The 20,172-nt window shown below is 60.3% G+C and carries 22 protein-coding genes; 11 read left to right on the top strand and 11 right to left on the bottom strand.

The window, feature by feature from the left end; translation table 11 throughout:
• Positions 1-92: 92 nt before the first annotated feature.
• From scpB to KGB24_RS26035, 4 genes are all read right to left on the bottom strand, one after another.
• The gene (gene scpB, locus KGB24_RS26050; RefSeq protein WP_223413873.1) at positions 93-1,073 is read right to left on the bottom strand and encodes an SMC-Scp complex subunit ScpB; all 981 of its coding nucleotides are present in this window, start codon (positions 1,071-1,073) and stop codon (positions 93-95) included.
• A gap of 11 nt (positions 1,074-1,084) precedes the next feature.
• Positions 1,085-1,843 (bottom strand): segregation and condensation protein A, encoded by a 759-nt coding sequence (locus KGB24_RS26045; protein ID WP_404943248.1) that lies wholly within the window; start codon positions 1,841-1,843, stop codon positions 1,085-1,087.
• Positions 1,844-1,906: 63 nt separating this feature from the next.
• A complete protein-coding gene (locus KGB24_RS26040) occupies positions 1,907-2,536 on the bottom strand; it encodes an L-threonylcarbamoyladenylate synthase (RefSeq protein ID WP_223413872.1) in 630 nt (209 codons plus the stop codon).
• 13 nt (positions 2,537-2,549) lie between these two features.
• Positions 2,550-3,413 carry a PHP domain-containing protein gene (locus KGB24_RS26035; protein ID WP_008030458.1) on the bottom strand — a complete coding sequence of 288 codons (864 nt, stop codon included), beginning with the start codon at positions 3,411-3,413 and terminating at the stop codon, positions 2,550-2,552.
• An 87-nt stretch (positions 3,414-3,500) separates the two neighbouring features.
• Between KGB24_RS26035 and KGB24_RS26030 the strand changes: the two genes are divergently transcribed.
• From KGB24_RS26030 to KGB24_RS26005, 6 genes are all read left to right on the top strand, one after another.
• Positions 3,501-4,097 (top strand): septation protein A, encoded by a 597-nt coding sequence (locus KGB24_RS26030; protein WP_223413871.1) that lies wholly within the window; start codon positions 3,501-3,503, stop codon positions 4,095-4,097.
• A 1-nt stretch (position 4,098) separates the two neighbouring features.
• Complete coding sequence (locus KGB24_RS26025) at positions 4,099-4,398, top strand: YciI family protein (RefSeq protein WP_007984134.1); 300 nt, start codon at positions 4,099-4,101, stop codon at positions 4,396-4,398.
• A gap of 109 nt (positions 4,399-4,507) precedes the next feature.
• Complete coding sequence (locus tag KGB24_RS26020; RefSeq protein ID WP_008030452.1) at positions 4,508-4,921, top strand: hypothetical protein; 414 nt, start codon at positions 4,508-4,510, stop codon at positions 4,919-4,921.
• 7 nt (positions 4,922-4,928) lie between these two features.
• Positions 4,929-5,606, top strand: a complete 678-nt coding sequence (locus tag KGB24_RS26015) for a response regulator transcription factor (RefSeq protein WP_223413870.1) — start codon at positions 4,929-4,931, stop codon at positions 5,604-5,606.
• A gap of 264 nt (positions 5,607-5,870) precedes the next feature.
• Positions 5,871-6,320 (top strand): hypothetical protein, encoded by a 450-nt coding sequence (locus KGB24_RS26010; RefSeq protein WP_008030449.1) that lies wholly within the window; start codon positions 5,871-5,873, stop codon positions 6,318-6,320.
• A gap of 187 nt (positions 6,321-6,507) precedes the next feature.
• Positions 6,508-7,848, top strand: a complete 1,341-nt coding sequence (locus KGB24_RS26005; protein ID WP_008043647.1) for a sensor histidine kinase — start codon at positions 6,508-6,510, stop codon at positions 7,846-7,848.
• A 109-nt stretch (positions 7,849-7,957) separates the two neighbouring features.
• On the opposite strand, the gene KGB24_RS26000 is transcribed toward KGB24_RS26005, so the two are convergent.
• Positions 7,958-8,524 carry an NAD(P)H nitroreductase gene (locus tag KGB24_RS26000; protein ID WP_223413732.1) on the bottom strand — a complete coding sequence of 189 codons (567 nt, stop codon included), beginning with the start codon at positions 8,522-8,524 and terminating at the stop codon, positions 7,958-7,960.
• A gap of 122 nt (positions 8,525-8,646) precedes the next feature.
• Between KGB24_RS26000 and KGB24_RS25995 the strand changes: the two genes are divergently transcribed.
• Positions 8,647-10,101: a TrkH family potassium uptake protein gene (locus KGB24_RS25995; RefSeq protein WP_008030441.1), complete on the top strand. Its 1,455-nt coding sequence runs from the start codon at positions 8,647-8,649 to the stop codon at positions 10,099-10,101.
• Here KGB24_RS25995 and KGB24_RS25990 read toward each other — a convergent pair.
• Positions 10,058-11,119: an AraC family transcriptional regulator gene (locus tag KGB24_RS25990; RefSeq protein WP_202949139.1), complete on the bottom strand. Its 1,062-nt coding sequence runs from the start codon at positions 11,117-11,119 to the stop codon at positions 10,058-10,060. The genes KGB24_RS25995 and KGB24_RS25990 overlap by 44 nt on opposite strands.
• Before the next feature lie 160 nt (positions 11,120-11,279).
• On the opposite strand from KGB24_RS25990, the gene KGB24_RS25985 reads away from it, so the two are divergent.
• Complete coding sequence (locus KGB24_RS25985) at positions 11,280-11,591, top strand: DUF962 domain-containing protein (protein WP_008030437.1); 312 nt, start codon at positions 11,280-11,282, stop codon at positions 11,589-11,591.
• 37 nt (positions 11,592-11,628) lie between these two features.
• Positions 11,629-12,219: an HD domain-containing protein gene (locus KGB24_RS25980; RefSeq protein ID WP_192419563.1), complete on the top strand. Its 591-nt coding sequence runs from the start codon at positions 11,629-11,631 to the stop codon at positions 12,217-12,219.
• 118 nt (positions 12,220-12,337) lie between these two features.
• Here the strand turns inward: KGB24_RS25980 and KGB24_RS25975 are convergent, their stop codons facing one another.
• A complete protein-coding gene (locus tag KGB24_RS25975) occupies positions 12,338-13,153 on the bottom strand; it encodes a UDP-2,3-diacylglucosamine diphosphatase (protein WP_008030433.1) in 816 nt (271 codons plus the stop codon).
• A gap of 135 nt (positions 13,154-13,288) precedes the next feature.
• On the opposite strand from KGB24_RS25975, the gene KGB24_RS25970 reads away from it, so the two are divergent.
• Positions 13,289-14,047: a helix-turn-helix transcriptional regulator gene (locus KGB24_RS25970; protein WP_008030432.1), complete on the top strand. Its 759-nt coding sequence runs from the start codon at positions 13,289-13,291 to the stop codon at positions 14,045-14,047.
• Positions 14,048-14,202: 155 nt separating this feature from the next.
• Positions 14,203-15,096, top strand: a complete 894-nt coding sequence (locus KGB24_RS25965; RefSeq protein WP_008030430.1) for a DMT family transporter — start codon at positions 14,203-14,205, stop codon at positions 15,094-15,096.
• On the opposite strand, the gene KGB24_RS25960 is transcribed toward KGB24_RS25965, so the two are convergent.
• The 4 genes from KGB24_RS25960 to recQ form a co-directional block, all read right to left on the bottom strand.
• Positions 15,090-15,377: a SelT/SelW/SelH family protein gene (locus KGB24_RS25960; RefSeq protein WP_008030428.1), complete on the bottom strand. Its 288-nt coding sequence runs from the start codon at positions 15,375-15,377 to the stop codon at positions 15,090-15,092. The two genes, KGB24_RS25965 and KGB24_RS25960, sit on opposite strands and share 7 nt — an antisense overlap.
• Before the next feature lie 45 nt (positions 15,378-15,422).
• Complete coding sequence (locus tag KGB24_RS25955) at positions 15,423-17,114, bottom strand: FimV/HubP family polar landmark protein (RefSeq protein ID WP_223413731.1); 1,692 nt, start codon at positions 17,112-17,114, stop codon at positions 15,423-15,425.
• Between the two features lie 128 nt (positions 17,115-17,242).
• Positions 17,243-17,677, bottom strand: a complete 435-nt coding sequence (locus tag KGB24_RS25950; RefSeq protein ID WP_008030423.1) for a MarR family transcriptional regulator — start codon at positions 17,675-17,677, stop codon at positions 17,243-17,245.
• Positions 17,678-17,807: 130 nt separating this feature from the next.
• On the bottom strand, positions 17,808-19,934 hold the full coding sequence (gene recQ, locus KGB24_RS25945) for a DNA helicase RecQ (protein WP_008030420.1): 2,127 nt from the start codon (positions 19,932-19,934) through the stop codon (positions 17,808-17,810).
• Between the last annotated feature and the right edge of the window lie 238 nt (positions 19,935-20,172).

Raw genomic sequence — 20,172 nt, 5'->3', positions numbered from 1 at the left:
GCGGTGGGTCAGCCAATACATTTATTGACTGAACCACCGCCATCGCCAGCAAGCCGGCTCCTACAAGGGTCTCATCGTCTACGAGATTTGGGTCAGTCTTCGAACTCGCGGCGTTCGGCTTCGATGGCTTCGGCGAGGGCCCGGGCTTCGGCCTCTTCGTCGGACAGCTCGGGTTCGGGCTCGGGTTTCGGCTGTTCGAGCGCGGCGACGGCGGCCAGGAGCTTTTCGCGCGCCTCGGCCACACCGAGCACATCATCTTCCCGTTCTTCTTCGACGGTGGCTTCTGGTTCGACTTGAAGCTCAACCTCAATGACCGCTTCCGGCTGCGCCAAAACCTCTTCGGTCACGCTCATCTCGCCATCACGCAAAATGTCATCGAAGTCGGTCTTGAGCCCCTCCTCCATGGTGTCCAGCTCCAGCAACAACGTATGGAAACTGGTTTCTTCCTTCGGTTCTTCCGGCTCGGCGCTGGCGTCCGCCAGTTCCTGCAAACCGGCTGGCACGGGCGCATCGTCGAAGTCGAGCACCGGGTCAGGCTCCAGCTCGCGCAGTTCTGCGAGCGGCGGCAGATCGTCAAGATTCTTCAGGTTGAAATGATCGAGAAACGCCTTCGTCGTCGCAAACATCGCCGGTTTACCGGGCACGTCGCGATAACCGACGATGCGAATCCACTCCCGTTCCAGCAACGTCTTGACGATGTGACTGTTGACCGCCACGCCCCGCACGTCTTCGATCTCGCCCCGGGTGATCGGCTGGCGATAGGCAATCAGGGCCATGGTTTCGAGCATGGCGCGGGAATAACGCTGCGGGCGCTCTTCCCACAAACGCCCGACCCATGGCGAGAATTTTTCGCGGATCTGCAGGCGATAGCCGGAGGCGACTTCCTCCAGCTCGAACGCACGGCCGTCGCAGGACTTGGCCAGGATCGTCAGGGCTTTCTTGAAGACCGGCGGTTCCGGCCGCTCGCCCTCCTCAAAGAGTTCGAACAGGCGTTCAAGCGATTGCGGTTTTCCCGAGGCCAACAGAAAGGCTTCAAGCAGTGGCGCCAGCTCGCGGGGTTCAGTCAGGTTCATGATTCAACTCGTTATTCGGCTCGGGCTCGCACGTGGATCGCCGCGAACGGCTCATTCTGCACCAGCTCGACCAAGGATTCCTTGACCAGTTCGAGGATCGCCATAAAGGTCACCACCACCCCCAAGCGCCCTTCTTCGGCAGTGAACAGCTCGACAAAGGGCACGAAACCGCCCCCCTTGAGCCGCTCCAGCACGTCGCTCATGCGTTCGCGCGTGGACAGCGCCTCGCGGCTGACCTGGTGGCTTTCGAACATGTCGCCACGACGCAGCACCTCGGCCATGGACATCAACAACTCCGACAGACTCACATCCGGCAACAGCTTGCGCGCCCGTGCTTCCGGGGCATCCAGCTTGGGCACCACCACATCACGACCGACGCGGCTCAGGCCATCGATGCCTTCGGCGGCTGCCTTGAAGCGCTCGTATTCCTGCAAGCGACGGATCAGTTCGGCGCGCGGATCGTCTTCTTCGTCTTCGATGGTTTCGGCGCGCGGCAACAGCATCCGCGACTTGATTTCGGCCAGCATCGCGGCCATCACCAGGTACTCGGCGGCCAGCTCCAGGCGCACCGACTGCATCAACTCGACGTAACCCATGTACTGGCGGGTGATTTCCGCCACCGGGATGTCGAGGATGTTGATGTTCTGTTTGCGGATCAGGTACAGCAGCAGGTCGAGGGGGCCTTCGAAGGCTTCGAGAAAAACCTCGAGCGCATCCGGCGGAATGTACAGGTCCAGCGGCATTTCCAGCACCGCCTGGCCATAGACCATGGCGAACGGCAGTTCTTGCTGGGCGCCGGCCTGACTGTCGATAACGGGTTCTACTGCAGACATTTACGCCTCGGCCATGAACGGCGTCGGGTCGCCGCAACCGACGCGGATCACTTCCGGCTCGCCATCGGCGAGATTGATCACCGTGGACGCCTTGATCCCGCCGAAACCGCCGTCGATGATCAGGTCCACTTGATGCTCGAGCAATTGGCGCATTTCATAAGGATCGCTCAGCGGGTCGGTGTCGCCCGGCATGATCAGCGTCACGCTCATCAGCGGCTCGCCGAGTTCTTCCAGCAGCGCCAGGGCAATCGGATGGCTTGGCACACGCAGGCCGATGGTGCGCTTTTTCGGGTGCAACAACAGCCGCGGGACTTCACGGGTGGCGTTGAGAATGAAGGTGTAAGGCCCCGGCAGGTGCGCCTTGAGCACGCGGAAGGTGCCGGTGTCGATCTTGGCGAACAGCCCGAGTTGCGACAGGTCGCTGCAAATCAGCGCGAAGTTGTGCTTCTCGTCCAGTTGACGCAACCGGCGCACGCGTTCCACAGCATTCTTGTCACCGATCTGGCAACCAATGGCGTAGGAAGAGTCTGTGGGATAAATCACCACCCCGCCCTTGCGGATGATCTCGACAGCCTGTTTGATCAGGCGCGCTTGCGGGTTTTCCGGATGTATCTGGAAAAATTGACTCACATTCTCTACCTGTTCAGACGGCGGCAATAATTGGGTCATGTTTGAATCGACACCAAAGTGGTGGCAGATCCTCCGGGAGCGGGCGGTATTCACCGATCTCGGACCAGCCTCCAGGGCCATGAAAATCACTGCCAGCGCTGACCAGCAGACCGAACTCACGGGCGAGAATCGCCAGGCTGCCCACTTGCTCGGCGGGCTGATGGCCATTGACCACTTCGATAGCGTGGCCCCCAGCTTGAATATAGTCAGAAATCAGGCGGCGACGCTTGCTGCGAGTGAAATCGTAGTGCCAGGGATGCGCCAGGCTCACCCAGGCTTTTGCGGCGCGCAGGGTTTCGACGGTCTCTTCCAGGGTCGGCCAGTGTTGCTTGACGTCCCCCAGCTTGCCGGCGCCCAGCCATTTGCGGAACGCTTCGGCGCGATCCTTGACGAAACCTTCACGCACCATCCAGTCAGCGAAGTGCGGGCGAGCCGGCGCGTTGCCGCTGTCGCCCAGTTCCTGTTGAATCGCCCGGGCGCCCTCCAGCGCACCCGGCATGCCCTTCAACGCCAGTTTGCGGCTTATTTCTTCGGAACGTAGCCAACGGCCATCGTGCAACTTGGCGATGGCATCGACCAACGGCGCGGCATTGACATCAAATCCGTAGCCCAGCACATGAATGGTTGCGCCGCCCCAGGTGCAGGATAACTCGACGCCGTTGACCAGCTGCATCCCCAACGCCGTTGCGGCGCTACGGGCCTCATCGAGGCCTTCAAGGGTGTCGTGATCGGTCAAGGCCAGGACTCGCACGCCTTTCTCGAACGCACGCGCAACCAGAACCGCAGGCGCCAGGGCGCCATCGGAGGCCGTGCTATGGCAGTGCAAATCAACATTCACAGGGATGTGTAACCTCAAATCAGCCGGCGCTATCGCGCGCCCATATGTTTGTTATTATGCCGCCACATCCTGCTTCTGGCTGCCACTGTGAAACAATTCATCGATTTCATCCCGCTCCTGCTGTTTTTCATCGTATTCAAAATCGATCCACGGGTCGTCGACATCGCCGGTCACCCAGTGACTGTAGGCGGTATTTACAGCGCCACGGCAATGCTGATCATCAGTTCCCTGGTGGTGTACGGCACGCTCTTCATCAAGCAGCGCAAGCTGGAAAAAAGCCAATGGCTGACGCTCATCGCGTGCCTGGTCTTCGGTAGCCTGACACTGGCGTTCCACAGCGAGACCTTCCTGAAATGGAAAGCCCCGGTGGTCAACTGGCTGTTTGCCCTGGCATTCATCGGCAGCCACTTCATCGGTGACCAGTTGCTGATCAAGCGCATCATGGGCCACGCACTGACCCTGCCGGACCTGGTCTGGACTCGCCTGAACATCGCCTGGATCGCATTTTTCCTGTTCTGCGGTGCCGCCAACCTGTTTGTCGCGTTCACGTTTCAGGAATACTGGGTCGACTTCAAAGTCTTCGGCAGCCTGGGCATGACGCTGTTGTTCCTGGTCGCTCAGGGTATTTACCTGTCCCGCCACTTGCACGACGCCGATACCACCACGCCAAAAACCGAGGACTGACATGCTTTACGCAATCATTGCCACAGACGTCGCCAATTCCCTGGAAGCCCGCCTGGCCGCACGGCCTGCACACCTTGAGCGCCTGCAAGTGCTCAAAGGTGAAGGTCGTATCGTATTGGCCGGCCCGCACCCGGCAGTCGACAGCAATGACCCGGGCGCTGCGGGTTTCACCGGCAGCCTGATCGTCGCCGAATTCGATTCCCTGAGCGCCGCCCAAGCCTGGGCCGACGCCGACCCGTACATCGCTGCAGGCGTCTACGCCAACGTTTTGGTCAAGCCGTTCAAGCAAGTCCTGCCGTAAAATCCCCCCGTGCGATGAACCTTCCCGGTTCATCGCGCTCTCAATCGCTCATTATTCTCGTTTGCCTGCCGATAACCTGCCCAATAATCGATTGGATTCAGGAGCTCCGATGCGCAAAGGTCCGTTGTGTCTGATGTTGGTCACGTTGTCGATCGTGGCGCCCGCCCACGGTGAAGAAAGTGCCGCCGGTGGTAGTTCGACGCCTCTGTCCTTGAGCGCCGGGAGCCAGATCAGCGAGTTGCAGCAACGCTTGAAGGTGAGCGAACAGCAACGAGAAGAATTGAGCAAACAACTGCAAAGTGCAGATGCCGAACGCGAAAGCGCTCAGCTGAGCCGGTTGCGCCAGGAGAATCAGCGTCTGAAGCTGCAACTCAAGGAAGCCCAGGCCAGCAGTCCGCTGCCGCGCTTTTTGACAGACCAGCAGCAATGGTTCGTGATCGGCGCAGGAGTTGCGCTATTGGCCCTGCTCTGCGGTATCTTCGCCAGTGGTGCAAGTCGAAAACGTCGACAATGGCTAAATTGAGTGAGTCATGAGCGAGCTGTTATTAATTGATGACGATCAGGAGCTGTGTGAGCTGCTGGTCAGTTGGCTGAGCCAGGAAGGCTTCCATGTCCGGGCTTGCCACGACGGTCAGAGTGCTCGTCGCGCGCTGGCCGAAACGTCACCGGCGGCCGTGGTGCTGGATGTGATGCTGCCGGACGGCAGCGGCCTGGAACTGCTCAAGCAATTGCGCAGCGACCATCCGGAATTGCCGGTGCTGATGCTCTCGGCCCGCGGCGAGCCTCTGGACCGCATCCTGGGCCTGGAATTCGGCGCCGACGATTACCTGGCCAAACCGTGCGATCCACGGGAACTGACCGCCCGCCTGCGTGCCGTCTTGCGCCGCAGTCATCCGGCGGCGGTGTCCAGCCAGCTTGAACTGGGCGACCTGTGTTTCAGCCCGGTGCGCGGCGTGGTCAGCATCGATGAACAGGAATTCACCCTCACCGTCTCCGAAAGCCGCTTGCTCGAAGCCTTGCTCAAGCAGCCGGGCGAGCCGCTGGACAAACAGGAACTGGCGCAGATCGCCCTCGGTCGCAAGCTCACCCTGTACGACCGCAGCCTGGACATGCACGTCAGCAACCTGCGCAAAAAGATCGGCCCCCACCCCGACGGCCGCCCGCGCATCGTCGCCCTGCGCAGCCGTGGCTATTACTACAGCCTCTGAAACCTCGCATTCCCCTGTAGGAGCCGGCTTGCTGGCGATAGCGGTGGATCAGGCGGAGACTCTGCTGACTGACACTCCGCCATCGCCAGCAAGCCGGCTCCTACAAGGTCGGTGTGTTGTCAGGTCAATACGGCGCCGGGGTTTGTCAGGTGGATGCCAAACCGTCTTTACCCAAGCTTTACGCTCCGCTGACCGCCGCTGACCTTGATCTGCGTAATCTGTACTCATCCGGAACGTACCGGGAACGAGACAAGGAGATTCACCATGCGCAAGACTCTTATCGCTCTGATGTTCGCTGCCGCCCTGCCAACCGTTGCCATGGCCATGCCTGAAGGCGCCGGCCCGATGGGTGGTTCGATGGACGGCTCGCGCCACGGCGGTCAGATGCACGGCATGCACGGCAAAGGCCCGTACAGCCAACTGGACCTGAGCCGCGAACAGCGCGAGCAGATCCGCAAGATCATGGGCGAGCAGATGCACGAGCGTAAGCAAGTGGTCGACAAGTACCTGGAAAAACTCTCGCCAGCCGACCAGAAAGCCATGAAAGATGAAATGGCCGCCAACCACAAGAAAGCCGAGGCCGATGTGCGCGCCCTGCTGAAACCGGATCAACAGAAGCAATTCGACGAGATCCAGAAAAAACAGGCTGAGCGCCGCGCCGAATGGGCCGAGTTCAAGGCCTGGAAAGCGCAACAACCGCAAAAAGCGCAATAATGCGCTGACCCCGGACCCAACGGCTGTACACCGTTGGGTCTGACTCCATTCAATCTAATGTAGGAGCGAGCCTGCTCGCGATTGACGTCAACGATAATGCGGGGCATCAGGCACCCCGCGTCGTCCATGCGTTTTTCGCGAGCAGGCTCGCTCCTACATTTGGATTTGTGTTTTTTGAGGATTTTCTGTGCGCTCATTGTTCTGGCGTATCCTGGCCAGCTTCTGGCTGGCCATCGCTCTGGTGGCAGGGCTGTCCATTCTGCTCGGGCACATGCTCAACCAGGACGCGTGGATTCTCAGTCGCCACCCGGGCCTCAACACCTTGCCCGAAGAATGGACGCAAACCTACGAAGCCCAGGGCGAAGAAGCCGCCCAGGACATTCTCGAACAGCGCAAACGCCAGTATCACATCGACGTTCAGGTGCTCAACGAAAGCGGCGACCCGCTCGTTCGCGGTACCTTTCCGCGCCGCGCGGCCGCCTTCGAAGCACGGCAGAACAACGATGACCGACGCCTGCCGTGGCGGCGTCTGACCGCCGAGTACACCAGTGAAAAAACCGGCGACACCTACCTGCTGATTTATCGTATTCCGCACCCGGAGCTGGACTCATGGCACCGCGAAAGCCTGCTCTGGCCACTGAGTGCGCTGGGCATCGCGCTTGTGGTGCTGACCCTGTTCAGCCTGTTCGTGACCCTGTCCATCACCCGACCGCTAAGCCGCTTGCGCGGCGCGGTGCATGATCTGGGGCAAACCACCTATCAGCAGAACAGCCTAGTGAAACTGGCCAACCGTCGCGATGAGTTCGGCGTACTCGCCAACGATTTCAACCGCATGGGCTCACGGCTGCAAAGCCTGATCGGCAGTCAGCGCCAATTGCTGCGCGATGTGTCCCACGAGTTGCGCTCACCGCTTGCCCGGTTGCGCATTGCGCTGGCACTGGCCGAACGGGCCAACCCAGAAGAACGGGAAAAACTCTGGCCACGCCTGACCCGCGAGTGCGACCGCCTCGAAGCGCTGATCAGCGAAATCCTGGTACTGGCACGGGTCGATGCCGACAACGCCAGCGCAGAAGACGTTGATCTGAATGCGCTGCTCAACTCGCTGCAAAAGGATGCGCAACTGGGTTCGCCGGAGCAGAACGTTCGCCTCGACGCAGAACCGCAACTGAATCTCAAAGGCTGGCCGACGATGATCGAGCGCGCCGTGGACAACCTGCTGCGCAACGCCCAGCGCTTCAACCCGGTGGGACAATCGATTGAAATGCAGGCAGTGCGTCAGGGTGAGCGGATTGTGGTGAGCGTGCGTGACCATGGGCCGGGGGTCGACGCCGAGCATTTGAGCCAGTTGGGTGAGCCGTTTTATCGGGCGCCGGGGCAGACGGCAGCGGGGCATGGTTTGGGATTGGCCATTGCACGCCGGGCGGCGGAGCGGCATGGCGGGAGTCTGGTGTTGGCCAATCATCCGGATGGCGGGTTCATTGCCAGCCTGGAATTACCATTGGTACCCGGAGCCCTGGTCCAACCGTAACCCCCCTGTGGGAGCGAGCCTGCTCGCGATAGCGGTGTGTCAGAAACACATTTGTTAACTGACACCCCGCTATCGCGAGCAGGCTCGCTCCCACAGTTGATCGGGGCTGTCAGGCCTTTGCGGGCCAGGCGCTGACGAATTCAGCCAGATCGACTTTATCTGCAACGCGCGGTTCTTTCAGCGGCGTTCCCAGGTACAGGAAAGCAATCACCTCTTCCCCTTCAGCCAACCCCAAGCCCTTGGCCACATGCGCCGAATATGCCAGCTCACCGGTGCGCCAGACCGCGCCAATCCCTTGCGCATAGGCTGCCAGCAGAATCCCGTGCGCCGCACAGCCGGCCGCCAGCAACTGCTCGGACTTCGGATACTTGACGTGATCCTGCAACCGCGCGATCACCACGACCACCAACGGTGCGCGCAGCGGACCATTGCGGGCCTTGTCCAGCACCGCTTCGGACGCTTCGCTGTCCTGCAGTTTCGCGGCTTCGGCCAGCAACTCGCCCATTTGCTCGCGCGCTGCACCTTCGACTGTCAGGAAGCGCCAAGGCTGCAAATGGCCGTGGTCCGGCGCACGCATCGCGGCGTTAAACAGCACTTCGCGCTGCTCGGCGGTAGGGGCCGGGTCGACCAGTCGTGGAACGGAAACACGGTTGAGCAAAGCGTCGAGAGCCTGCATCGGCCACCTCCTGAAAAAAATGTACGGCTATTCTAGCTGCAAGTGCCACGGGGATGCCGGTTTACATGCCCTGCCCCACGGGTAGAATGGCGCCCTTCCTACTTTCAGCCCGAGCGGACTTCATGGCGTTGCCGACCTTACGTCTCATTGGTTTCATCATCGGCCTCTTCCTGATCACGCTGGCGATCGCCATGGTCGTGCCCATGGCCACCCTGTTGATTTTCGATCGCACCGGCGATCTGCCGTCGTTCCTCTGGGCCAGCATGATCACCTTTGTCGCCGGCCTGGCGCTGGTGATCCCCGGCCGCCCCGAGCACGTGCACTTGCGTCCGCGGGACATGTACCTGCTGACCGTCAGCAGCTGGCTGGTGGTGTGCATCTTTGCGGCGCTGCCATTCCTGTTGACCCAGCACATCAGCTACACCGACTCATTCTTCGAAAGCATGTCAGGGATTACGGCCACCGGCTCAACGGTGCTCAATCACCTCGATGACATGTCCCCCGGCATCCTGATGTGGCGCTCGTTGCTGCACTGGATCGGTGGCATCGGCTTTATCGGCATGGCCGTCGCGATTCTGCCGTTGCTGCGTATCGGTGGCATGCGGCTGTTTCAGACCGAGTCGTCGGACCGTTCCGAAAAAGTCATGCCCCGTTCGCACATGGTGGCGCGTTTGATCGTAGCGGCCTACGTCGGCATCACCATTTTCGGCAGCCTGGCGTTCTGGTGGGCCGGGATGAGCCCGTTCGATGCGATCAACCACGCGATGTCGGCCATTTCCACCGGCGGTTTCTCCACCTCCGACCAGTCACTGGCCAAATGGACGCAACCGGCGGTGCACTGGGTGGCGATTGTGATCATGATTCTCGGCAGCCTGCCGTTCACCCTGTACGTGGCAACGTTGCGTGGCAACCGCAAGGCGCTGATCAAGGATGAACAGGTACAAGGTTTGCTCGGCATGTTGCTGGTGACGTGGCTGGTGCTCACCACCTGGTACTGGTGGACCACTCAGTTGCATTGGCTGGATGCGCTACGGCATGTGGCGCTGAACGTGACGTCGGTGGTGACCACCACGGGTTTCGCACTTGGGGACTACAGCCTGTGGGGCAACTTCTCGCTGATGCTGTTCTTTTATCTGGGCTTTGTCGGCGGTTGTTCGGGATCGACTGCAGGCGGGATCAAGATTTTCCGTTTCCAGGTCGCCTACATTCTGCTCAAGGCCAACCTTAACCAGTTGATTCACCCGCGCGCGGTGATCAAGCAGAAGTACAACGGCCATCGCCTTGACGAAGAGATCGTGCGTTCGATCCTGACCTTTTCGTTCTTCTTCACCATTACCATCTGTGTGATCGCCCTGCTGCTGTCGCTGCTCGGCGTCGACTGGATGACCGCGCTGACCGGCGCCGCCAGTACCGTTTCCGGGGTCGGCCCGGGGCTGGGCGAAACCATTGGCCCGGCGGGCAACTTCGCCACCCTTCCGGATGCCGCCAAGTGGATTCTGTCGTTCGGCATGCTGCTCGGCCGACTGGAGATCATTACGGTGTTTGTTCTGTGTATTCCGGCGTTCTGGCGTCACTGACCTGGTTCGGCGCATCCATCAGCCGCACCCGGTACTCACCGGGGGTGGCATCGAACCAGCGTCGGAAGGCGCGGAAGAAATTGCTCGGATCGGCGAACCCCAACAGGTAGGCAATTTCCAGCAGGGTCATGCTCGGCTGCGCCAGATACTGCTCGGCCAGTTCACGTCGGGTGTCATCGAGCAGCGTCTGAAAACTCGTGCCCTCTTCCTGCAAGCGTCGCTGCAACGTGCGTTGCGACAAGTGCAGCGTCTGCGCCACGGTATCGCGCTTGGGCTCGCCCTGGGGCAGTAAACGGCACAACACCTGACGCGCCTTGTGGGTCACGCGGCTTTCGGAAAACCGTGCCAGGTATTCCCCGGCAAAGCGGTCATGCAGCAGCGCCATGGCCTCATTGGCGGTTGGCAGCGGTGCTTCCATGTCGGCGCGCTCGAAAATCAGCGCGTCATAAGGCGCGTTGAACACCAGCGGCGCATGGAAGGCTTGTTTATACGGTTCGAGATCGACGGGCTGTTCGCCCTGCACCAACACCTTGCGCGGTTGCAGGGTGCGCCCGGTCAGCCAGCCGCACAGCGCCAGCGCGCAGGCCAGCGAGGCTTCGGCACTTTGTCGGGTTGGCGGCAGATGGTCGCCGTGGACCGTCAGAATCAGGGCATACCCCTCATCCAGCAGACGGAAACTCAGGTCGGCACTTTCGGCGATGATCCGCTGATAACGCACCAGGCGCTGAAAGCCTTCGGCCAGGGTCTGACTGGACATCAAGGCGTACCCAGCCACATGGAATGACGCCGGTCGCACGACCTTGCCCATGTTCAGGCCAATCGCCGGGTTACCGGACAGCTCGACCGCGCGCTGCCACAGGCGTGTCATGGAATCTTGCGGGAAGCGCGCATCCGGATCGTCCAGTGACGCGTAGTCGAGCCCCAGCTGCTTGAACAGAACCCGGCAATCCAGGCCGTCCATCTCCAGTGCTTTGACAATCCCCATCGCCCAGCTTGCAGAAGTCGTTCGTTCACTCATGGCGTTTACTTACATGGTGAGCCGCATGCTACGGCCAATTTCCGAAGGATACTAAAGTGGCGCCCATTGTCACTGGCTGATACCAATGATCACTCTAGACTCAAATAAGCTACCCGCAGAACAACTTGCAGTCAGAACAATAACCACAGAGATCGCAGTCGTGGAAAACATCAGACGTTTCAACAGCTTCGCTGAGTTTTACCCGTATTACCTCAGCGAACACAGCAACAGTACCTGCCGACGATTGCACTTCATTGGCACGACGCTGGTTATTTGCATTCTGGCGCTGACCATCGGCAAAGGTGCCTGGTCGATGCTGCTGGCCATTCCGCTGGCGGGCTACAGCTTCGCCTGGGTCGGGCATTTCTTCTTTGAAAAGAATCGTCCTGCAACCTTTCAACATCCGTTTTACAGCCTGCTCGGCGATTTTGTGATGTTTCGCGACATGATTCTGGGCCGCGTACCGTTCTAGGCGCAGCCGCTATAGAAAAGCAAAGAGAGACTAGCCGATGAATGCCAATGCCCGCTTCACCCACATGCAGGATGGCACGCAGGAAGACTGGGCGATCATCGCCGCCGACTTCAGTGCCTACGCGAGGCAATTACCACAACGGATCATGGCGCACCTGAAACTGCTGGAGGGTGATTTTGGCGGGTTCCCGGTGGATCGCCTGACCCACTCCCTGCAAACCGCCAGCCGCGCCTGGCGCGATGGCCGCGACGAAGAGTACGTGGTGTGCGCCCTGCTTCACGACATCGGTGACACGTTGGGCTCCTACAACCACCCGGACATCGCGGCGGCGATCCTCAAGCCATTTGTCAGCGCCGAGAATGTGTGGATGGTGGAGAAACACGGGATTTTCCAGGGTTACTACTTTTTCCATCACTTGGGGATGGACCGGCATTTACGCGAGCAATTCAGCGGGCATCCGCAGTATCAGGCGACCATCGAGTTTTGCGCAAAGTATGATGCGGCGGCGTTTGATCCCGAGTATGAAACGTTACCGCTGAGCTTCTTCGAGCCGATGATGGAGCGGTTGTTTGCTCATCCGAAGAACTCGATTTACAGGGCGGCGATGGAAGAACACGCGCCGGCCTGATAGATCCAGCGGGACCGCTTCGCGGTCCATCGCGAGCAGGCTCGCTCCCACATTTGGAAAGCATTCCCCTGTGGGAGCGAGCCTGCTCGCGAAGGGGCCAGTCCGGCCACCTCAAATGTCAGGCCGGTTCGGCGACTTTGATGGCCTTCAACTCCGCCTCCCGCGCCTGGGCATCCGCCAACCGGTACAACTCGATCGAGCCATCCCAATGCTCGATCAGCGCCGTACACGACTCCACCCAATCCCCGCAATTGAGGTAATCCACCTCGCCGACCTTGCGAATCTCGGCATGGTGAATGTGCCCGCACACCACGCCATGCAACTCGCGTTTGACGCATTCGTGGGCGATGGCTTCTTCGAAGTCGCTGATGAAACTGACCGCGGTTTTCACTTTGTGCTTGAGGTACGCCGACAGTGACCAGTAACCGTAGCCATACCGGGCGCGCCAATGGTTGAGCCAGCGGTTGAGGGTCAGGGTGAATTCGTAAGCCGAGTCGCCGAGGAACGCCAGCCAGCGGTGATAGCGGGTAATCACGTCAAACTGGTCGCCGTGAATCACCAGCAAATGACGGCCGTCAGCGGTCACGTGCACGGCCTCATCCACCAACTGGATGTTGCCCAGAATCAGCTTCGAGTAACGGCGCAGGAATTCGTCATGGTTGCCGGTGACATAAATCACCTCGGTGCCGCGCTTGCTCATGGTCAACAAACGACGGATCACGTTGGTGTGCGCCTGAGGCCAGTACATGCCGCCGCGCAGCTTCCAGCCATCGATGATGTCGCCGACCAGGTAGATCTTGTCCGCGTGGTAGCCCTTGAGAAACTGCGACAAGTGCTCGGCCTGGCAATCCCGGGTGCCCAGATGCACATCGGAAATCCACAAGGTCCGCACACGTTGCTTACGACTGGGTTTGGCGAGCTCGGCGCTGGTCATGGGCAACCCTCTGCGATTGTTTGCGCAAGCTTGCGCCGGTCGGGTTAATTGCCCATGACAGGGACAAGTCAGTCCTGTGACAACGCACATGAGTGCCCGCGGTGTAGACTGACGGCCTTAATCGGGAGACCTGCGATGAGACCGATCCTCACGCTGCGCCAATACACTCACGACCTGATCGTCCACAGCCACGACCACGCGCAACTGGTGTTCGGGTTGTCGGGTGCGCTGGATTTCGAGGTCGACGGGCATGGCAGCCAGGTGGTTCAGCAGAGTTTCGTGGTCGTCCCGTCCGGTTTCCATCATGCGTGCGGCAGCGCCAATGGCAGCCGCTGCCTGGTGCTGGATGTGCCGAGCGATCAATGGGTGGTTCAGTCCCTTGGCGAGCACGCCGATGCCAGCCGCCGCTTGCTCGACAACGCCGGGCGCCTGCCGCTGGATGCCGGGCAAAGCCAATTGGTCAGTTGGTTGGCGGGCAGTCAGGTCAGCGACCCGCTGATCGCGCAACAAGGCGCGGTGCTGTTGCTGGCCAGCCTCAACAACGCCAAAAGCGAAGGGGTGGGCGGTCGGCGTCTGCCGTACGCCGCATTGAATGCGCACATCGATCAATACGCGGCCTATCCGCTGCAAGTGGCCGATCTGGCGCGCATTGCCGGGCTGTCCAGCGCTCGGCTGCATGCGCGATTTGTCGCTGAATGCGGGCAGACGCCGATGGACTACATCCGCAGCCGTCGCTTGCACATGGCAGTGAGTATGTTGCGCGATTCAGCATTGCCCGTTGGCGAGATTGCGAGTCGGGTCGGCTACAGCTCTCAAAGTGCATTTTCAGCGGCGGTGCTGCGGGAGTTTGGTGTCTCTCCCGGCAAATTGCGGCGCGAGGCTGGCGACAAATGACGATAGTCTGCCGACAGACATAGCGGTCCTCACGCGGTTCAATGTAGGAGCCGCCACAGGCTGCGATCTTTTGATTTTGTTTTTAAGATCAAAGTCAAAAGATCGCAGCCTGCGGCAGCTCCTACACTCTGTTTGCTTTGTTGTTAAGGATCGCAATGACTCCCCGTACCGCCCTGGGCGCACTGCATATCGGTGCATTGATGTTTGGCCTGACCGGCGTGTTCGGCAAACTCGCCGCCGCCTCCCCCGCCGTTATCGTCTTCGGTCGTGCGGCCTTTGCCGTACTCGCCCTGGCCCTTTTCGCACGGTTCGCCAGCAATACTCGCTGGCAAAAACTCGACGCCGTGGACTGGCGCCGATTGCTGCTCAGCGGTTTGTTGCTGGCCGGACACTGGGTGAGTTTCTTCATTGCGGTAAAGGTGGCGGGCGTGGCGATCGCGACTCTCGGTTTCGCCAGTTTCCCGGCGTTCACCGTGATCCTGGAAGGGTTGATCTTCCGCGAGCGGATTCGCGCCAACGAGATCCTGCTGGTGGTGCTGGTGAGTGTCGGGCTGGTGCTGGTCACGCCAGACTTCGATCTGGCCAGCGGCGCCACCACCGGCCTGTTATGGGCGGTAGGTTCAGGCCTGCTGTTCGCGTTGCTGTCACTGACCAACCGCGCCAGTTCCGGCCGAATTCCGCCGGTGCAGGCTGCGCTGTGTCAGAACGTAGTGGTCGCGTTGTGTTTGCTGCCAGTGGCGGCACCGCAACTGAGCGAAGTGCGCACCATTGACTGGCTGTGGATCGGCCTGCTGGGAATATTCTGTACCGGCGTCGCTCACAGTCTGTTCGTCGCCAGTCTCGCGGTGATCAAGGCACGAACCGCCGCCGTGGTATTTGCGCTGGAGCCGGTGTACGGCATCACCATGGCGTGGTTGCTGTTCGATGAAAACCCGACGCTGCGCATGCTGATCGGCGGCGCGTTGATCATCGTCGCGATTGTCGTGTCCAGCAGGCTCTCCGGCGGTTCAAGCAAGAAAGCGGTCGCTGCCGAAGCCGCGTCTCACTGAGTGCGGTCGTTGTGGCCCAGGTCGCGGTCCGGATCAATCTGATCGCGGACCCGCTGCTTGAGTACCTTGGCCTCAGGGAAACCGCCGTCAGCCTTGCGCTCCCAGATCTGCACATCGTTACAGAAAATGTGAAACACGCCGCCGGTGCCAGGCACCAGCGACACCTTGCCCAAATCGTCGCCAAAGGTACTGAGCAGTTCTTGCGCCAACCACGCCGCACGCAGCAGCCATTGGCATTGCGTGCAGTAAGTGATGACGATTTCCGGTTTATGCGCGGTCATGACGGGCGAAACTCCTGAGCCAAGGGGCACCGCCATGATAGAGCGTCAGCGGATACCGGCCAACAACGTCCGCGCAGTCTGTTTGAGTGGCTCATCACCGTCCTTGAGCAACTCGTTCAGCAGCTCGATGGCGCTGTCCAGATCGCCGTCATCGATGCAGGTCTGAGCCTGTTCCAGTTTGCCTGCGTTGGTCGGTTCCACCGGTTCCGGTCTCAGCGGTTCAAGCTCAAGCGACTGACCGGCATCGGCGAATTCGTTGAGAAAATCGTCGTCCAGAGACTGTGAGTCCGGTTCGGCGATCCATTCCAGCTCGGGCTCGCCCAGGGTCGGTTCTTCGGGTTTGGGCGATTCGTCCGAGGGTTTAGGGTTTTCGAATGGACTGACCAGGTCCCAACTCGAATCCATCGACAGGTCCTCCAGGTTCAACTGGAACTCATCGCCCGGCGCTGCTTCGGATTTTACCGGTGTCGTGATAACGCTGGTCGCAGCCTCGGGCACCGCACTGTTCAGTTTCGGGTAGCGGGCACGGATTTCCTGAAGTTGCCGGGAATCGAACCCGGCGTCTCGCAAGCTGCTCTCCTGCGCGTCATAGGCTGGCACATCCCCTTGTTTACCGAGGACTTCCAGCAGTTGCACCGCCAGATCCGTGCGCTGTGGTTCCTTGACCAGGGCTTCTCGCAACAATGCCGCCGCTTCGGAAAAACGCCCATACGTCAGGTAGATGCCCACACCCTCCAGCACATCGCCAGACGGCGTCTCTTCGTGATGGACAGGGGCGGCCTTCACAACCGGCGCTACGGTTCGATCAAGCACCGGTTCATGCCGCGACGGCAAAACCGGGAGATCTTCGGGCAATGCCTGAATCTGCTGTCGTTGCCGACGAACAATCAGCTCCACCAACAGCAACAGCAACGCCAGCAACCCGATAATCAGCGGCCAGTTGAACGCCTCCGGCTCTTGTGCCACGACCGGGGCGGGCACCACGGCTTGCGGCGTGACTGGCGGTGCTTGCTGGACCTCCGCCAGGCGGGTTTGCAATTCGGTGATCTGTTTTTTTTGGCCGGCGATCTCTTCGTCCTGAGCCTGCAGTTTCGCATTCAACTCATCGACGGTTTTCTGCAGCTGCTGATTTTGCAGCACGCTGGCAGCCAGCTGTTGTTCTGCGACGGGATCAATCACCGGTACAGCGGCCGCTGGCTCAACCTTCGTCTGGGCGGTTTTCTTCGCCACGGGTGGGGGCGCAACGGCAGGTGTAACGCTCGGGAATGGAGAGTTCGGTGAACTGGTGGCGGGTTCGTCAGTGACCGGAGTAATCCCCGGCGTTCCCGGAGGATCGATCAGCACGGTGTACTCGCGCAGCACACGGCCGTTCGGCTGATTCAGTTGCACAAGAAAATTCAGGAAGGGTTCGTTGACCGCTTTGTTGGAACTCACCCGGATCAGGCTGCGGTTGCCCCGCAGGATCGGCGTGAACTTCAGGTCATTGAGAAAGAAAAGCCGTTCGACACCGGCACGGCTGAACTCGTCTGCCGTCGCCAGGCTGACCGACAGCTCGCCCTCCTCCAGACCGGCGGCATCCACCAGGGCGATGTCGGCACGCAACGGTTGATTGAGCGCCGAATGCAGGGTGATCTCACCCAGGCCCAGTGCAGGCGCCAATGCCGAGTAGCTGACAACTCCACCGGCCAGCAGCAGCCTGGCGCAACACCGCAATACAACGTGCCAACTCTCAAGCATGAGCATCCCTTAGATAACCAGAACCAACCAGTGCGTGTTCGCACATCCGTTACGAACACGATATTGCCTGGTAGTTCTTTATAGTCTGCCCAACGGGGTATCTCAAAAAGCCGGCGCTTGCTTATGCCTCAAGATTTTTCCAGGTTGGCCAGTATGTGCCCGTGGACTCGCATACAGACCTTCAAATCCGCCTCATCGACGCCGTCGAACAGCTCGTGGCGCAGTTGAGTGGCAATGGTTTCAATTTGTTCGATCAGGGGAAGGGCCGGTGCACAGAGGACGATTTTTTTCGCCCGGCGATCTTCGAGCACTGCCTGGCGCTGAACCAGGCCCTGGCTTTCCAGGCTGTCGAGCAGTCGTGCCAGGGTGGGCCCTTCGACGCCGACGCTTTGCGCCAATTCACGTTGGGTCGGGGCGTCGTCAAAACGCGCGAGGTGCAGCAGCACCAGCCAGCGCGCCTGAGACAAACCCAGGCCGGCCAGACGGCGGTCCAGTTCGGCACGCCAGCCGCGCGACATCTGGGCCAGTTGCATGCCAAAGCGGTGTTGATCGGTTAACGGCATAAAACACTCATGGTTAGACTGAAATAGAGAAAAACTAATTATTAGTCAGCTAAGCATGACCCTTGGCTTGAGGCAAGGTTTGCTCTGTACTGAATCGTTACATCAATACAACCGTTTCAGGATTTGAGCGTCAGATCTCGAATTCCGATTGCAGTGCGGCACGTACGCAGTACAAAACACCTTCCGGCACACGACCGGCGAACAGTGCAGCAATCTCCGCCACCGGCGGCAACTCGCCCTCACCGTCGAGGAACGCGTCCTGCACTTCCCCCATCAAGTCTTCGGGCAGATCAAGCGCCTGTTCCAGCGACAACTGCTGCTTGCCAATGGCCTCGGCGAGCATGGTGTAGACATTCTTTTCCGAACATTGCAGCTGACCGGCGATTTGCAGCGGCGTCATGCCGGCCCGCGCGAGCGTTATCAATTCGTGGCGTACGTCGGCCACCACTTTTGGTGCCTCGACCTGACCGCCGAGAACTTCGAGGAAGGCCTCGCCGTAACGCTCCAGTTTGCGCGCACCGACACCGCTGACCGTGGCCATTTCCGACAGCGAGGTCGGCTGGCTGCGGAGCATTTCCAGCAAGGTCGAGTCGGGGAAGATGACGTACGGCGGCACCCCATGCTCCTCGGCGAGCTTGCGGCGCAAGGCGCGCAAGGCTTCCCACTGTTCGCGCTCTTCGCCGCGAACCAGCTGGCTTGCCTGGCTCTTGCTGCTTTTCGCCGTGGTTTGCGGCTTGAGGTCGCGACGCAGTTCCAGGGTCACTTCACCCTTGAGCAGCGGTCGGCAGGTGTCACTCAGGCGCAGGCCACCATAGCCTTCGAGATCGATGTCGGCCAGACCGCGCGCCACCAATTGGCGAAACAGGGAGCGCCACTCACTCTCGCCCATCGACTTGCCGACACCGTATACCGACAGGTGTTGATGGCCGAAGCTGCGGACCTTTTCGTTGTCCTTGCCCAGCAACACATCCACCAGATGCCCGACGCCATAACGCTGGCCGGTGCGATAAATCGCCGAGAGCGCCTGACGGGCCGGTTCGGTAGCGTCCCAGGTCTGCACGCCGTCAACGCAGTTGTCGCAGTGACCGCAGGGCTCGGGCATGTCTTCGTCGAAGTAGGCCAGCAAGGTTTGACGACGGCAGCGGGTTTCTTCGCAGAGCGAGAGCATGGCATCGAGCTTGTGATGCTCCAGACGCTTGTGGCGCTCGTCACCTTCGGAGTTCTGCAACATCTGCTTGAGCATCACCACGTCTTGCAGGCCGTAAGCCATCCAGGCATCCGCCGGCAGACCGTCACGGCCGCCGCGACCGGTTTCCTGATAGTAAGCCTCAAGGGATTTCGGCAAATCGAGGTGGGCAACAAAACGTACGTTGGGTTTGTCGATGCCCATGCCGAACGCCACGGTGGCAACCATGATCAGGCCTTCCTCGTTGAGGAAGCGCTTCTGGTGCAGCGCTCGTGTTTCGTTAGGCAGGCCGGCGTGGTACGGCAGCGCCGGGAAACCCTGTTCACTGAGGAACACCGCCACTTCATCGACTTTCTTGCGTGACAGGCAATAGACAATGCCGGCATCGCTGCGCCGCTCGGCGAGGAACGCCAACAACTGTTTGCGCGGCTGTTCCTTGGGCACGATGCGGTAAAAAATATTCGGGCGGTCGAAACTGGAGAGGAAGCGCTCGGCATCCTGCAGGTGCAAACGATCGACGATTTCTTCGCGAGTACGCTTGTCCGCCGTCGCGGTCAGGGCGATGCGTGGAACATTGGGAAACAGTTCCGCCAACTGGCCCAGTTGCAGATACTCGCGGCGGAAGTCGTGGCCCCATTGGGACACGCAGTGGGCTTCGTCGATGGCGAACAGGGCAATTTCAAGGCTTTGCAGGAAGGCCAGCATGCGTGGCTGGACCAGACGTTCCGGCGCGAGGTAGAGCATCTTCACTTCGCCGCGCTTGATCCGCGCAGCGAGATCGCGCTGCTGCTCGGCGCTTAGCGTGGAGTTCAACGCAGCGGCAGCGACGCCCAGTTCTTCGAGGGTCGCGACCTGGTCGTCCATCAGCGCGATCAGCGGCGACACCACCACCGCCAGCCCTTCGCGCAGCAGCGCCGGCACCTGGAAGCACAGGGATTTACCGCCACCGGTAGGCATCAGCACCAGGGCGTCGCCGCCACTGGCCACGCGCTCAATGATTGCACCCTGACGGCCACGGAAACTGTCGTAGCCGAAGATGTCCTTGAGGACGCGTTGAGCCTGTTCGAGCATAAAAACTCCAAAAATCACCGAAACATCCCTGCAAGGCTGGTTCAGAACCACGCAGGTTGCACTGACAAATCGTAAGTGCGCATTGCATGACGCTTCACATTTCAGCCGCGACGCCAGCAGGGCATCACAAAGCGCGGGAGTATACCCGAGGGCTTCCTTGCAAAGGGCGCCGCTTAGAAGAGGATCACGATGTAAAGTCCGTGGGGTATTTCATGTTGCACCGCGATCTGGGGGGGTG

The sequence above is a fragment of the Pseudomonas sp. BF-RE-25 genome (assembly GCF_019956105.1).
Classification (GTDB): Bacteria; Pseudomonadota; Gammaproteobacteria; order Pseudomonadales; family Pseudomonadaceae; genus Aquipseudomonas; species Aquipseudomonas migulae.
Note: the sequence above shows the minus strand (reverse complement) of the source record. Positions and strands in the feature narration are given on the sequence as shown.